Origin of the sequence: Mycobacterium sp. SMC-15, assembly GCF_045310925.1 — a bacterium.
Classification (GTDB): Bacteria; Actinomycetota; Actinomycetes; order Mycobacteriales; family Mycobacteriaceae; genus Mycobacterium.
Genome location: NZ_JBJIAJ010000021.1, coordinates 1 through 13,134, shown reverse-complemented (window position 1 = coordinate 13,134; position 13,134 = coordinate 1). Strand labels below are relative to the sequence as shown.

Below are 13,134 nucleotides of genomic sequence, written 5' to 3'. Positions count from 1 at the left end.
ATCTTGCTGATTTGCTAGCCGGGCTGGCCGCTGTCGCCGACCGTTCCGGGCTGCCCCGCGGGGTTTCCGGTGCCGCCGTTGCCGGCCGCACCGCCTTCGCCGGCCGCGCCGCCCGCGCCGGTGGCGCCGTTAGTGCCGTTGGTGCTGGTGCCGCCGTTGCCGCCGGCGCCACCGTTGCCGCCGGTTCCGCCGTCGCCGCCGTTGCCACCGGCCAGGGTGTTGCCGTCGGAGTCGGTGCCGCCGTTGCCGCCATTGTTGCCCGCGCCGCCGGTCCCGCCCTTTCCACCGGTGCCGCCATTGCCGCCGTCACCGTCGACCGCGGTACCACCAGCGCCGCCGGCGCCGCCGTTGCCTGCGACGCCGCCGGCGCCACCGTTTCCGCCGGGGCCGTGTGCGGGGCTCGCAGCGCGTTCACCGTTGGAGCCCGTCCCGCCTACGCCGCCGTTGCCACCCTTTCCGCCGTCGACGTCACCCTGCGCATTACCACCAGCGCCGCCGATCCCACCGTCACCACCGGCCCCGATGGTGCCGCCGCCGCCGTTTCCGCCATTGCCGCCATTGCCGGCGTGGCTGGCACCGGCGCCATAGGGATTGCCGCCCGGCATGGCGACGCCGCCGCTGCTTCCGCCGTTGCCGCCGGCCCCGCCGTTGCCGGCGGTACCACCGGTTCCGCCGGTGAGGGGGACACTCCCGGTTCCGCCGTTGCCGCCGTTGCCGGCGTTGCCGCCGGTTGCGGTGCCCGAGCCGCCGGCTCCGCCGGTGCCGCCGTTGCCGGCTGCTGCACCACCGGAAACGTTGCCGCCGTTGCCGCCGTTGCCGCCGTTGCCGCCGATGCTGACCACACCGGGCCCGGTCGCACCATTAGCGCCGGCGCCGCCGGCGCCGCCGACCCCGCCAGCCACGCCGGCGGTGCCAGCGCCGCCGTTGCCGCCCCTGCCGCCGTCGCCGCCGTGGCTGTAGGTGGTGCCGGTCCCGTTGTCCCATCCGGTGCTGACGCCGCCGTTGCCACCGGTACCGCCGATGTAGCCGCCGGTGCTGCCGTTACCACCGGCCCCGCCGTTGCCGCCGGCGTAGGTGCCGGAACCGCCGCTTCCGCCGTTACCGGCGCCGCCGCCCGCAAAGCCCGAGCCGCCGGCGCCGCCGTTTCCGCCGATGGTTTGAACGGAGGCGTCGTCGGTGGCGCCGTTACCGCCGTTTCCGCCGTTACCGCTGGCGAGTCCGCCGTAGGTCCTGCCGCCGTTGCCGCCGTTACCGGCTGTTCCGGCGGTGGCGTCGCCGCCGTTACCGCCGTTGCCGGCATTGCCGGGCATGGGCCCGCTGGCGGAGCGCCCGCCGTTGCCGCCCGCTCCACCATCGCCGCCGTTCAAGCCGGTGCCGCCGTGACCGCCGTCACCGCCGTGACCGCCGTCACCTGTGCCTCCGAAAAGATTGCCGCCGCCGTACCCGCCGTTGCCGCCGTTGCCGCCGTCGCCGAGGTAGTCGCCATTGGGGTCTTGGTAGGCGTTGCCGCCGTCTCCCCCGGCGCCGCCAACACCGCCGACTCCGACTTGACCGGTGGTGCCGTACATCGGGCTGGTGTAGATGGTGGAGCCACGCCCGCCGCCGATACCTCCGGAACCGGTGGACTGCGTCCCTACGCCGTTCCCGCCGTTGCCGCCGTTGACGTTGGCAACGGTTCCGGCAGCACCATTGCCGCCGGACCCGTTATTGCCGCCACCCCCGCCATTGCCGCCGTTGCCGAACATGAAGCTGCTGCGCCCGCCATTGCCGCCGTTGCCACCGAGCCCGCCGTCCCCGCCGTTGCCGGTGCCGCCGTTGGCCCACGTGCCCGCGGCGCCGTCCATGCCGGCTCCGCCGATGCCGCCGTTGCCGCCGTTGCCGAAGAACCACGCTGAGGCGTTGCCGCCGTTACCGCCGTTACCGCCGGCGGTAGCGGTATCGGGTGCTGCGCCGCCGTTGCCGCCGTTGCCGCCGAGGCCCATCCACAGTCCGCCGGCTCCGCCGTCACCGCCGTTGGCGCCGTCACCACCGTCACCGCCGGTGCCGCCATCGCCGATCCAGCCGGCCGCGTTGCCGCCGCTACCACCGGCCACCCCGGCTTCGGTGCTGTCCCAGCCGTCGCCGCCGTCACCGAACCACAGGCCACCGTTGCCGCCGTCGGGGTTCTCGGCGGTGCCGTCGATACCGTTACCGATCAGGTATTGGCCGGCCATGGTATTGATGGCGCCGTTGACCAGCTCACCGAAGTCACTGGTGATCCAGGCCTGCAAACCGTCGTGAATCGGGTCGTAGAACCACTGATCGATCATGGTGGTCCAATCGAAGGCGCCCACCTCGGCCGGCTCGGGGGCCAGCCAGGCCGAGGTGTCGAAAAGATCAGCGACCCAATCGAACTCATCGGCCTGAGCCGCCGGCGCGGTGGTCAGCGGGGCCATCCCGAAAGCCAGGAAAGCACCCACAGTGCTGGCTGCGCCGACGGCCCGGGAGGAGCGGCGCGGGTTGGTGTGGTGACTCATGTGCAGCAAGACCTCTCTTGAGAAGTTGGGGGATAAAGGGTTTAGGGGAATCAGAATCCGAGCAGGTCGCCCAGCCAGCCGAACGCATCGGTGGCCGCAGCGGCGCCACCGTCGTCGATGATGGGCAACTCAGCCCCAGCCAGTGGTGGGGTCACCACGACCGGACCCTTGCCGTCCCACCCCGACCCGAGCAGGGCGCCGACGGTTTGACCCCAGGCCTGCATCGCTGCGAGCGGCCCGATCCCGGCACTGTTGAGATCCAGGGTTCCGATCACCGGCACGCCACTGAATTCCAGGCCCACGCTTTGGAAGATCGACCCACCGACCGCCGGTACCTCGGCGGCGACCTCACCGCCGGGGCCCAACACCTGGTAGCTCACCGCTGCCGCACCCGTGGACAGCAACCCACCGAACGCGAAGTCCAGATGGTCCATGTTCATGCCGGCCGGGAAGAAGCCGGCCTCGTTGATCATCGGCAACAACGCATCCAAGTTGAGGGTGGCGCCGTTGAAGAAGGCCCCGCCCATGTTGATCAGGATGTCGAAGGGGTTATCGCCGTCGGTGATGCCGTTGAGCAAGGCAATCCAGGGGCTGATGCCCGGGCCGATCATGCCCATCAACATCGCACTCGATGGCGAGCCCAGGTAGTCGATGATCGGCAGGATCTGGTCGGGATCGACATCAGCGGGCAGATACCCCGCGACCTGACCGAACATCAGCTGATGGGTGCCATCCATGGTGTGGTTGAGCACCGTGGCGCGGGTTTCAGCGGTCATGTCCTGCATCGCAAACCCCGAGAGCACCGCATTCAGATGCAGCTGAATCTGCTCATTGATCGCATTGATCGAGCCAGCCGGATCATTGGCCAACTGGTCCCAGTACCCCATCTGGTTGGCCATGAACTGCTGCATCCCCACACCCGGGGCCAGATACCAATTGTTCAGCATCGTCGTCACATTCGCCGACGCAGCATTGAGCACCTCATCCCACGCACTCGTCAACACCACCGCACGAGACTGAACATCGAACAGCGTCGGCAGCGACGCCGACAACGGGGTGACCGCAACAAGACCGGCGCCCACCAAAGCCACACCGGCAGTGGCATAGGGACGAAGAACCTGCCGCGCTGCCATCTCCCTTCCTCGGCCTCTTTCGCCGATAGCCGTCCGGCCGGATAAATCGGGACAACCCCCCGGCAGCGCATGAGCTTCGCGCGAGCGCCAATTCCCGGTGGTGCCGTTCTGACGAGCCATCTAGGTGCCCCTTCCTGCGGGCCGACAAGTGAATTGAGGTAGGCGCAGCAAACCCAGGACGACGGTGTCCGCAGGCTGTTAATGCTGCTCCGGCGAGCCGCCGGCCTGATCTCATCGAGCAGCCAACACGTGGCTGCGACGGCCCGGACAAGGAGCCACCGACGAGAGCGAACGCAACGCTACCTGTCAGCTAGCTAAGTCACACCCAGCTTTCACCCAACATTTTAAAGTCGTTCTCCCGCGATATTTTCTCGCAACCGTCCCGCGAGGCAAAACGCCCTGTTCAGCCGCGCACGACCGGCGGCTTAGCAAACCTCTTGCGCATTCTTCCTGTTTCAATCCGAAATTAACGCGCGTCAGATTTTTGCAACGTGTATCTCCCGCATTTTTGGTTTGCCATCCAAGCATCTACAGCAGAATTACCAGGGATGTATCCCATATCCGACGTTTGCCATAAATTGTCCATAATGAGCGGTATTTGTGCCGCCAAACAGGACCGCCCGCCGCTCCTGAGTACTTGCAGTCCGTAACGATTATCCTTGCGGATTGAAACATCGTGCGACGGCTTCTACCAGGCCCCGATGGCGCGCAGAAGCGCTCATCGGCATTAACGCATTGAAAGCCCTACGAGCCTCTAGAGCTGAGACAATGCTGAGGTGCAGCGGGGCTGGCGGTGCCCGCCGCACACGCAGCGGCCCTATGCCTAGCCGACGCTGCGGCGCCTGACCTTCTGCGCTGCCTTCAGCGGGACGTTGACTCGCCGGCAACTATCGCCCAATGCGATCATCTGCGGCCGCGACATCTGGACGAGGTAGAGGTCGCGCACCGACTGGGCATAGGTCCGGGCCGCCGGCCGCATTCGAGCTCGGCCTTCGCGCGTGATGCTGGCCACCACGCCGCGCCCGTCGGTTCGGCTGCGACTACGGCGAACCAGGCCCTTCGATTCCATCCGCCGCATGAGTTCGGTCAACCTGCTCGGCGCGAGCACCATCGTGTGTGCCAAGTCCCCCATCCGAGCCGAACCGTCTGCCGACCGGTCAAGCGCTTCCAGCACCAGGAAATCAAACTGACTCAGATCGTGGCGGGCGAGCAGCCGCCCGTTGATCAAAGCAAGGAGCAAAGTCGACGATTGCATGAAGTCCTGCCAACACCGCTGCTCGATCTCATCGAGACCCGGCAGGTGATGCGCGGGGATCTCGGCACCGTCTTCCTCCACGGCGGGCGACGGTATCGAACGACCCCGCCAGATTGGCGAAGAAACCTCCGCAAGTTCCGCAGCCGAGGCGGATCCATCGACCGACGACGCCGGCGGGCAACGCCTGACTGCGGACAACACGCTGGTCATGAGCCACTTCGATCCCGGCCAGAAAACGGCCGAATTGAACTATCTAGTTCAAGGCGAAAGCTACTCCCAAGTAGGTTTTATAACGCGTTCTAGCGCAATCCCGGGATAGCCGTGCCCCGTGTCAGATAGCCTAAATCTCAGCTCACGCCAGGTAAAGACCCAGTTTTTGCATTTGCCGCATCTCCTAGCAATGCAACATGTGCTAATTAGCTACCCGTAGGTGCGTAATTCACCACGCAAACACCGCGCGGCAAGTGCTCAGACGTCCAAAACCCACACGGCCCACCGTCGTACGGAGACAAGGAGACCGCTCAGCGCGCGGCTTTCAGCCCCTTGCGGCGCCTATTCGTGCTGAGCGAGTCGTTGATCCGCCGGCAGCTGTCGACCAGATTGACCATTTGCTCATGCTTGAGCTGGTTGAGGTAGTGCACGCGGATCCCTTGCGCATAGGTCTCCATCACCGCATGCAGACGCGTGTGCCCAGCACTGGTGATCCGGGGCAGAATGCCGCGCGGGTCGCCTGGGCTCGGGCTGCGGGTGATCCAACCATGGCCTTCCAACCGGCGGATCTGGGTAGACAGCTGGCCCTGTGTCACACCAAGCTCCTCCGCCAACACACACAGCCGGTGCTCCCGACGCTTGGGCCTGCTCAGCAGCTCCAGCAGGAGGACATCACGTATCGAGAGATCATGTGCGCCCTTGAGGCATACGTTCACTGCGTCAACGACATTCAGCGAGCAGGCCAGAAACTGTTGCCAGCAGTGTTGCTCGATTCCATCGAGCCCAGGGAGCCAAGCTATTGCCTGGAGTTCATGCATCTCGTCCACGGCGCGGGATGTTATCGAAGGATGCGCCGCAGAAACGGGGAACGCGTGTCAATTCCAACATCTCATCGCGGATTCGCCTTGGCGAGATTGACGATCAGCTAAGCCCTGCCCGACATGACAGGGCAGGTCAACCGGACATTCCGACTCTTCTGAGAAAACCATCTTTCCGAATAAATTCGTTCAAACGGAAACTACTCGGTTTCGTTCGAGCGGAAACTATTCGTTTCGATAGCGGAGCGATGAAAAACCAGGCGCGACGGACAGAGCCACCTAATCAGTGCCACCGACCCTTTCGAGGTGCGCATGGCTCTCCAGCACTGCGTGAAGACGCACGTAACCCTCGCTGGTGATCCGGGGCAGAATGCCGCGCCGGTCGCGCCCGCACGGGCTCCGGGTGACCAGACCGCGCTCTTCCAACCGACGGACTTGTCCGGCCAACGTGCCCGGCGACACCCCCAGCTTCTGCGCCAACACGCAGATGCGATGTGCCCGCCGGTCCGGCATGCTGAGCAGCTCCAGAAGCAGGACGTCCCGGAGGGTGACGCCGTGTGCACCGCGCAGGCGCACGTCGAGTGCCGCCATCAGATTGACCGAGCCACTGAAAAGCGGTTTCCAGCGACGTTGCTCGAACTCGTCCACGGCGCGGGACGCTAGCGAACGACAGGTCTACCGCACAGCCAAAACTGCGCCATACCCGAGTTGGCGCATGAATATGTCCCGACGCCAAAGGCGTTCAGCAACACGCCGGCCGACTAGATTTCGCAGGTCAGCGAGATGTTCTGGCCCGCAACAGAAAACCACCGCCTTGAACCACTTGGTTCAAGGCGAAACCATCAGAATCGCCGAAGCGACAGGCAGGCTCAGGAGTTCGTGGCGAGCGTCAATTCCATCAATTTGAGCGCCTGCTCGCACGCGTCGATCCCGGGTGCCTGCGGGTTGACCCACCAACCGACCACGCCTGCGGCGTCGCTGGCGACCCCGCAAGAGCCGTTCGGGTCGGCCGGACGCATCACGATCGAGGGCACGCCCACGATGGTCTTGGGCTCGATCTGATACTTCAGAAACTCGGCGACCTTGCGTTCGTTGTCCAGGCTGCCCTGCTCGAACCAGAACCGGGTGATGTCGATCAGCCCGGCCGGGTTGGCCGCCTGCCAGCGGCAGATGGCGCCGACGAAGGTGCTCTGGATGTCGAGCGGGTCCGCTCCCACCGTCTTGGCCAAGATGTCGGTGGTCAGTACCTCGCACTCCTTGAGCAGGTTCGGGTACTGCCGCTCGGAGTTGTTGTTGCGCTTGGTGTCGCCCGCACCGGCCTTGACCGCTGTGCCGCCCACCTCACGGGAGCAACCCGTCAAGCTGGTCAACACTGCCAACACCGCGACCGCACCGGCCAGAACCCGGCGGCTCATTTCGAGTTCGCAATCGACTGGCGGGTCAGCTCTTTGGCGACGTCGCACGGATCCGGGAACGGCTTCTGAGCGAAGCTCACCGACCACTCGATGAAGTCATCTTTGAATTGGATGCCGACCTCACACAGGTTGTCGCCCATCGTCGGGGCGGTGCCGATCGCGATGAAGCCGCTGTGGCCGTCGATGTTGATGTCCTCCACGGAAGTCCGCGAGACCTCTTCGGTCTTGCGCTCGCGACCGATGGGGCTCCCGCGATACCAGGAGAAGGAGAAGTGCGGGCCCATGATCCCGCCGCGCAGCAGCCACTGGCAGCCCACCGAGTTCTGTGCGGTGCTGATCAACCCGGACACGCGGGTCAGGTTGGCCATGGTCTCGTCGCTGATACCACCGCACTGCGGGAACGACGGTCCGTGATTGCTCTGCTCGGCCGTCGGCGACGCAGACTGGCTGCCGCCCTGGGCTTCAGGCGAGTCGGAGTCAGAACATCCGCCGACCATCGGAATCAGGGCAGCGGCCGCCAGGGCCGGGACCGTCAGTTTGAGCCGCACACGATGCACTGTAGCGGCACCGCCGCCCGTCAACCACGACACAGCGGTGACCAGTCGGTTTGTGTCGCCGCGTATCGGCACAGCAACGCCGCGACCGCACGGATGTGCGACAGTAGGCCCCATGCTTTTGGCGCTGCTGCGCTGCTACCTCAGGCCCTACCGCTGGCCGGTCGCCGCGGTGATGGTGCTGCAACTGATCAGCACGCTGGCTTCGCTGTACCTGCCGACCGTCAACGCCACGATCATCGACGACGGCGTGGTCCGCGGCGACACCGCGATCATCGTCCGGCTGGGCGCGGTGATGCTCGGCGTCACCGGCCTGCAGATGTTGTGCGCCATCGCGGCGGTCTACTTCGGCGCGCGCACCGGGACCGGCTTCGGACGTGACCTGCGCCGGGCGGTGTTCGCCCAGGTAATCCGGTTCTCCGAACGCGAAACCAGCCGCTTCGGGGCGCCGACCCTGCTGACCCGCACCACCAACGACGTCCGCCAGATCCAGCTGATCGTGCAGCTGGGCGCCAGCACACTGGTCACCGCGCCCATCATGTGCGTCGGTGGGGTGCTGATGGCGGTGCACCAGGACGCGGGACTGGCCTGGCTGCTGGCAGTCAGCGTTCCGGTGCTGGCGCTGGCCAACTACTTGATCGTGTCGCGGATGCTGCCGCTGTTCCGCCGCATGCAGATGCTGATCGACAACATCAGTCGGGTGCTGCGCGACCAACTCACCGGCATCCGGGTGATCCGCGCCTTCGCCCGCGAGCCTTTCGAGCGCAACCGGTTCGCCCAGGCCAACACGGCCCTGTCGGACGCCTCGCTGACCGTCGGGAACCTGCAGGTGCTGATGCTGCCGACCACCACCCTGATCATCAACGCCTCCAGCGTCGCGTTGATCTGGTTCGGCGCGCTGCGCATCGACGCCGGAGCGATGCAGGTCGGGTCGCTGATCGCGTTCCTGTCCTATTTCATGCAGATCCTGATGGCCGTGCTGATGGCCACGATGGTGCTGGCGATCCTGCCGCGCGCCGCCGTCTGCGCCGAGCGGATCACCGCGGTGCTGTCCACCGAGCCGACCATCAGCGCCCCGGATCGGCCGGTGTCGCCGTCCTCGCGCAGTGGCGAGATCCGCCTGAACGGTGTCGGCTTCCGTTACCCCGGCGCCGATCGATCGGTGCTCTACGACGTGTCGTTGACCGCCTTGCCCGGCACCACCACCGCGGTGGTCGGCTCCACCGGCTCGGGCAAGTCCACCCTGGTGTCGCTGATCTGCCGGTTGCGCGACGTGACCGACGGCGCGGTGCTCATCGACGGCGTGGACGTGCGCGACCGCGACCCCGAGGAGCTGTGGTCGGGCATCGGGCTGGTACCCCAGCGCGGTTACCTGTTCTCCGGCACCGTCGCGGACAACCTGCGCTACGGCGCCCCGGCGGGGGCAACCGTCAGCGACGAGCAGATGTGGGCGGCACTGCGGGTGGCCGCCGCCGACGACTTCGTGGCGGCCCACCCCGACGGCCTGGCGATGCCGGTGGCCCAGGGCGGGATCAATCTGTCCGGCGGGCAGCGTCAACGGCTCGCGATCGCCCGGGCGGTGATCCGGCGGCCCTCGATCTACCTGTTCGACGACGCGTTCTCGGCCCTGGACACCCGCACCGACGCCCGGGTCCGCGCAGCCCTGCGCGAGGTGGCCGTCGACGCGACGGTGATCATCGTGGCGCAGCGGATCTCGACTGTCACCCAGGCCGATCAGGTAATCGTCCTCGACGACGGCCGGGTGGTCGGCGCCGGAACCCACCAGCAGCTGCTGGCCGACTGCCCCACCTACGCCGAGTTCGCCGAATCCCAGTCGCTGACCGCCGGGGTCGGTGGCCAGTGACCGCACCCGTGGCGGCTCCGACGGTACGGGCCGGCAACTTCTGGTCGACCGCGCTGCGCCTGGCCCGCCGGATGGGCCCGCAGCGCCGGTTGGTCGCGGCGGTCATCAGCCTGTCGCTGGGCGGTATCGCGCTCGGTGTGGCCGGACCGCGAATTCTCGGCCATGCCACTGATCTGGTGTTCAACGGCATCATCGGCCGCGGACTGCCGGCGGGAATCACCAAGCAGCAAGCCATCGACGAAGCCCGCGCCGCCGGCCGGGGCACCTACGCCGAGATGCTGTCGCGGATGGACGTGATACCGGGCGCCGGTATCGACTTCGCCGCGGTGGCGCGCACGCTGGCGCTGGCGATGGGCCTGTATCTGATTGCGGCGCTGATGGTCTGGACGCAGGCACGGTTGCTCAACGTGATCCTGCAGCGCACCATGCGGGCGCTGCGACGCGACGTCGAAGACAAATTGCACCGGCTGCCGCTGCGCTACTTCGACACTCAGCGGCGCGGGGAGCTCTTGAGCCGGGTCACCAACGATGTCGACAACACCGCGACATCGGTGTCGATGACGGTCAGTCAACTGTTCTCCTCGGTGTTGACCGTGCTGGTGGTGCTGGCGATGATGCTGTCCATCTCGCCGCTACTGGCCGTGATCACCGTGGCCGGCGTCCCGGTGACGCTGCTGGCGGTGCGGTCGATCACCCGGCGCTCGCAACGGCTGTTCGCCGCGCAGTGGGCGGCCACCGGGCAACTGGGCGCCCACCTCGAGGAGACCTACAGCGGCTTCACTCTGGTCCGGACGTTCGGCCACCGCGACTGGGCACAGCAGCGGTTCGACGACTGCAACGACGAGTTGTACCGGGCCGGGTTCGGCGCCCAGTTCTTCTCCGGACTGATCGCACCGGCGACCGGGCTGATCGCCAACCTCGGCTACGTCGCGGTCGCGGTGATCGGCGGAATCCAGGTGGCCACCGGGCAGATCACCCTGGGCAGCATCCAGGCATTCATCGCCTACGTCCGCCAGTTCAACCAACCGCTGGGGAATCTGGCCTCGATGTTCAACGCCCTTCAGTCCGGCGCCGCCAGCGCCGAGCGGGTGTTTGCCTTCCTCGACGAACCCGAAGAACCCCCGGCCCCGCCGACGCCGCTGTGGCGCCCCGACGCCGAACCGCACGACGCGGTCCCGCGCGGCCGGGTGGAATTCCGCGACGTCAGCTTCGGCTACCGGCCCGGCGTGCCGGTGATCGAGGACCTGTCGCTGAGCGTGACGCCCGGCAGCACGGTGGCCATCGTCGGCCCCACCGGGGCCGGTAAGACGACCCTGGTCAACCTGCTGATGCGGTTCTACGACGTGGACCACGGGCAGATCCTGATCGACGGCGTGGACATCACCGGCGTGGACCGCTGCGCCCTGCGTTCGTCGATCGGCATGGTGCTGCAGGACACCTGGCTGTTCACCGGAACGATCGCCGAGAACATCGGCTACGGCCGGCCCGGCGCTGCCGAGGACGAGATCATCGAGGCGGCCCGCGCCGCGCATGTCGACCCCTTCGTGCGGACCCTGCCGGAGGGCTATGGCACCCGGGTCAACGACGACGGCGGGGCCATCAGCGCCGGCGAGAAGCAGCTGATCACGATCGCCCGGGCATTTCTGGCCCAGCCGCAACTGCTCATCCTCGACGAGGCCACCAGTTCGGTGGACACCCGCACCGAACTGCTGATCCAGCGGGCGATGCGCGAGTTGCGCCGAGGACGCACCAGTTTCATTATCGCCCACCGGCTTTCGACGATCCGCGACGCCGACCTGATCCTGGTGATGCAGGCCGGCCGGATCGTCGAGCAGGGCACCCACACCGAATTGCTGGCCCGCCGCGGGGCCTACTGGGCGATGGCCGAGGGCAGCTGAGCCGGTTACGGCGCGTCGTCGTCTTCACTTTCCCGCAGCAGCCTCTCGGGATGGTGGTAGTGGTTGGTTCGGGGTTGGCCGTGGTCCAGGTGGGGTGGCGGCAGGGTTTGGGTGGTGCCGTCGTGGCGTTTACGGGTTTTCCAACCACCTGAGGTGATGAGTTGATGGTGGGGGCCGCAGCGCAGGGTGAGGTCGGTGATGTCCGTACGACCTGTTTTGGCGTAGTCGTCGTCGTGATGCACCTCGCACAGGTAGCCGGACACGGGGCAGTTGGGGTGGCTGCAGCCACGTTCTTTGGCGTAGAGCACGATGCGCTGCGCAGGTGAGGCCAACCTCTTGGTGTGGAACAGGGCAAGTTCTTTGGCGCCCTGGTAGATCCGCAGGTAGTGGTGCGCATGCGACGCCATGGCGATCACGTCGGACATAGGGAGCCAGCTGCCGCCGCCGGTGTGGGCTTTTCCGGTGCCAGCTTCCAGGTCGGACAGGGTGGTGGAGACAATGATGGTGGCCGGTAATCCATTGTGCTGGCCCAGTTCTCCGGAGGCCAACAGAGCGCGGCCCATGGCGGTCAGGGCGTCGTGATTGCGTTGGGCGGCACTGCGCGCATCCGCTTCGATCCCGGCTTGGGAAGGGGTGCCCCCGGTGCAGGGAATGGAATCGTTGGGGTTGCACATGCCGGGGGCGGCCCAACGGGCCAGCACCGCATCCCAGGTGGCGCGGGCTTGCGGGTCCAGGTAGCCCTTGATCGGGGTCATGCCATCGCGGTCTTGGGGTCCGAGCACGATCCCGCGTCGTTTGGCGCGATCGTCGTCGGAGTAGTTGCCGTCGGGATGCAGGTGATCGGCCAAGCGTTGGGCAAGTTTGACGAGTTCATCGGGACGACATCCGGTGCCCAATTCGGTGAGGTGCTGTTCAGCCTGGGCCAGGGTTCCGGGGTCAATGTGGTCGGGCAGGTACGTGAAGAACGAGCGGATCACCGCGATATGGGCGGGGCCGATGCTCCCGGCGCGTTGGGCGGCGGCCACCGCGGGCAGCGCCGGCTCCAACGGTTCACCGGTCAGGGTGCGACGGGCACCGAGCTCGGCGGCTTCGGTGATGCGGCGCCCGGCCTCTCCCCGGCCGATGTGCAGTTCTTCGGCGAGCACCCAGCGGGGTTTGCCGCCGAGTTCGGCGGGGTCGGTGGCGGCGAGCCGATTGACCATCGGATGTTCCACCGCGGGAAGGCGCCGCCGCAGCCGTTCGCAGCGCCCCAACAGTGCCAGGCATTCTCGCGGGGTGAGCGCCTCGAAGTCCAGATCCAGCGCCCGATCCAGATCCGCCGACAGAGCGTCGAAGACTTCGACGACCTCTTCGCGACCATTCGAACGCATGTGCTAATAGTAGCCCGGGGCCCCCGCGTTGAATCGCCTTTTATGCGCGCGATGCGGCTAGTCGTTGCCTCATTCAAAATGCGCGCTTCGGCGTGCCTTCT

At 66.7% G+C, this 13,134-nt stretch carries 10 protein-coding genes; 2 read left to right on the top strand and 8 right to left on the bottom strand.

Annotated features, from left to right (window positions below):
- Positions 1 to 14: 14 nt before the first annotated feature.
- The 7 genes from ACJH71_RS21925 to ACJH71_RS21895 all read right to left on the bottom strand — a co-directional run bounded on the left by ACJH71_RS21925 (position 15) and on the right by ACJH71_RS21895 (position 7,844).
- Positions 15 to 2,516 carry a PGRS repeat-containing protein gene (locus ACJH71_RS21925; protein WP_406760087.1) on the bottom strand — a complete coding sequence of 834 codons (2,502 nt, stop codon included), beginning with the start codon at positions 2,514 to 2,516 and terminating at the stop codon, positions 15 to 17.
- A gap of 50 nt (positions 2,517 to 2,566) precedes the next feature.
- The gene (gene gjpA, locus ACJH71_RS21920; RefSeq protein ID WP_406760086.1) at positions 2,567 to 3,649 is read right to left on the bottom strand and encodes an outer membrane porin GjpA; all 1,083 of its coding nucleotides are present in this window, start codon (positions 3,647 to 3,649) and stop codon (positions 2,567 to 2,569) included.
- Positions 3,650 to 4,472: 823 nt separating this feature from the next.
- Positions 4,473 to 4,985, bottom strand: coding sequence for a MarR family winged helix-turn-helix transcriptional regulator (locus ACJH71_RS21915; protein WP_406760085.1), 513 nt, complete (start codon positions 4,983 to 4,985; stop codon positions 4,473 to 4,475).
- A 440-nt stretch (positions 4,986 to 5,425) separates the two neighbouring features.
- Positions 5,426 to 5,932, bottom strand: coding sequence for a MarR family winged helix-turn-helix transcriptional regulator (locus ACJH71_RS21910; protein WP_406760101.1), 507 nt, complete (start codon positions 5,930 to 5,932; stop codon positions 5,426 to 5,428).
- A gap of 279 nt (positions 5,933 to 6,211) precedes the next feature.
- On the bottom strand, positions 6,212 to 6,580 hold the full coding sequence (locus ACJH71_RS21905) for a MarR family transcriptional regulator (protein ID WP_406760084.1): 369 nt from the start codon (positions 6,578 to 6,580) through the stop codon (positions 6,212 to 6,214).
- Positions 6,581 to 6,801: 221 nt separating this feature from the next.
- Positions 6,802 to 7,347 carry a DUF3558 domain-containing protein gene (locus tag ACJH71_RS21900; RefSeq protein ID WP_308486095.1) on the bottom strand — a complete coding sequence of 182 codons (546 nt, stop codon included), beginning with the start codon at positions 7,345 to 7,347 and terminating at the stop codon, positions 6,802 to 6,804.
- On the bottom strand, positions 7,344 to 7,844 hold the full coding sequence (locus ACJH71_RS21895; RefSeq protein ID WP_046285706.1) for a DUF3558 domain-containing protein: 501 nt from the start codon (positions 7,842 to 7,844) through the stop codon (positions 7,344 to 7,346). Before ACJH71_RS21895 ends, ACJH71_RS21900 begins: the two co-directional genes overlap by 4 nt.
- 172 nt (positions 7,845 to 8,016) lie before the next feature.
- Here ACJH71_RS21895 and ACJH71_RS21890 point away from each other — a divergent pair, with 172 nt between their 5' ends.
- Positions 8,017 to 9,765 (top strand): ABC transporter ATP-binding protein, encoded by a 1,749-nt coding sequence (locus ACJH71_RS21890; protein ID WP_406760083.1) that lies wholly within the window; start codon positions 8,017 to 8,019, stop codon positions 9,763 to 9,765.
- On the top strand, positions 9,762 to 11,663 hold the full coding sequence (locus tag ACJH71_RS21885; RefSeq protein WP_406760082.1) for an ABC transporter ATP-binding protein: 1,902 nt from the start codon (positions 9,762 to 9,764) through the stop codon (positions 11,661 to 11,663). The genes ACJH71_RS21890 and ACJH71_RS21885 overlap by 4 nt, the downstream gene beginning before the upstream one ends.
- A gap of 5 nt (positions 11,664 to 11,668) precedes the next feature.
- On the opposite strand, the gene ACJH71_RS21880 is transcribed toward ACJH71_RS21885, so the two are convergent.
- On the bottom strand, positions 11,669 to 13,033 hold the full coding sequence (locus ACJH71_RS21880; protein ID WP_406760081.1) for an HNH endonuclease signature motif containing protein: 1,365 nt from the start codon (positions 13,031 to 13,033) through the stop codon (positions 11,669 to 11,671).
- Between the last annotated feature and the right edge of the window lie 101 nt (positions 13,034 to 13,134).

Coding starts and splice junctions, on each gene's coding strand:
- ACJH71_RS21925 (WP_406760087.1), bottom strand. CDS start 2,516: ATGAGTCACCACACCAACCCGCGCCGCTCCTCCCGGGCCGTCGGCGCA.
- gjpA (WP_406760086.1), bottom strand. CDS start 3,649: ATGGCAGCGCGGCAGGTTCTTCGTCCCTATGCCACTGCCGGTGTGGCT.
- ACJH71_RS21910 (WP_406760101.1), bottom strand. CDS start 5,932: ATGCATGAACTCCAGGCAATAGCTTGGCTCCCTGGGCTCGATGGAATC.
- ACJH71_RS21900 (WP_308486095.1), bottom strand. CDS start 7,347: ATGAGCCGCCGGGTTCTGGCCGGTGCGGTCGCGGTGTTGGCAGTGTTG.
- ACJH71_RS21895 (WP_046285706.1), bottom strand. CDS start 7,844: ATGGTCGGCGGATGTTCTGACTCCGACTCGCCTGAAGCCCAGGGCGGC.
- ACJH71_RS21890 (WP_406760083.1), top strand. CDS start 8,017: ATGCTTTTGGCGCTGCTGCGCTGCTACCTCAGGCCCTACCGCTGGCCG.
- ACJH71_RS21880 (WP_406760081.1), bottom strand. CDS start 13,033: ATGCGTTCGAATGGTCGCGAAGAGGTCGTCGAAGTCTTCGACGCTCTG.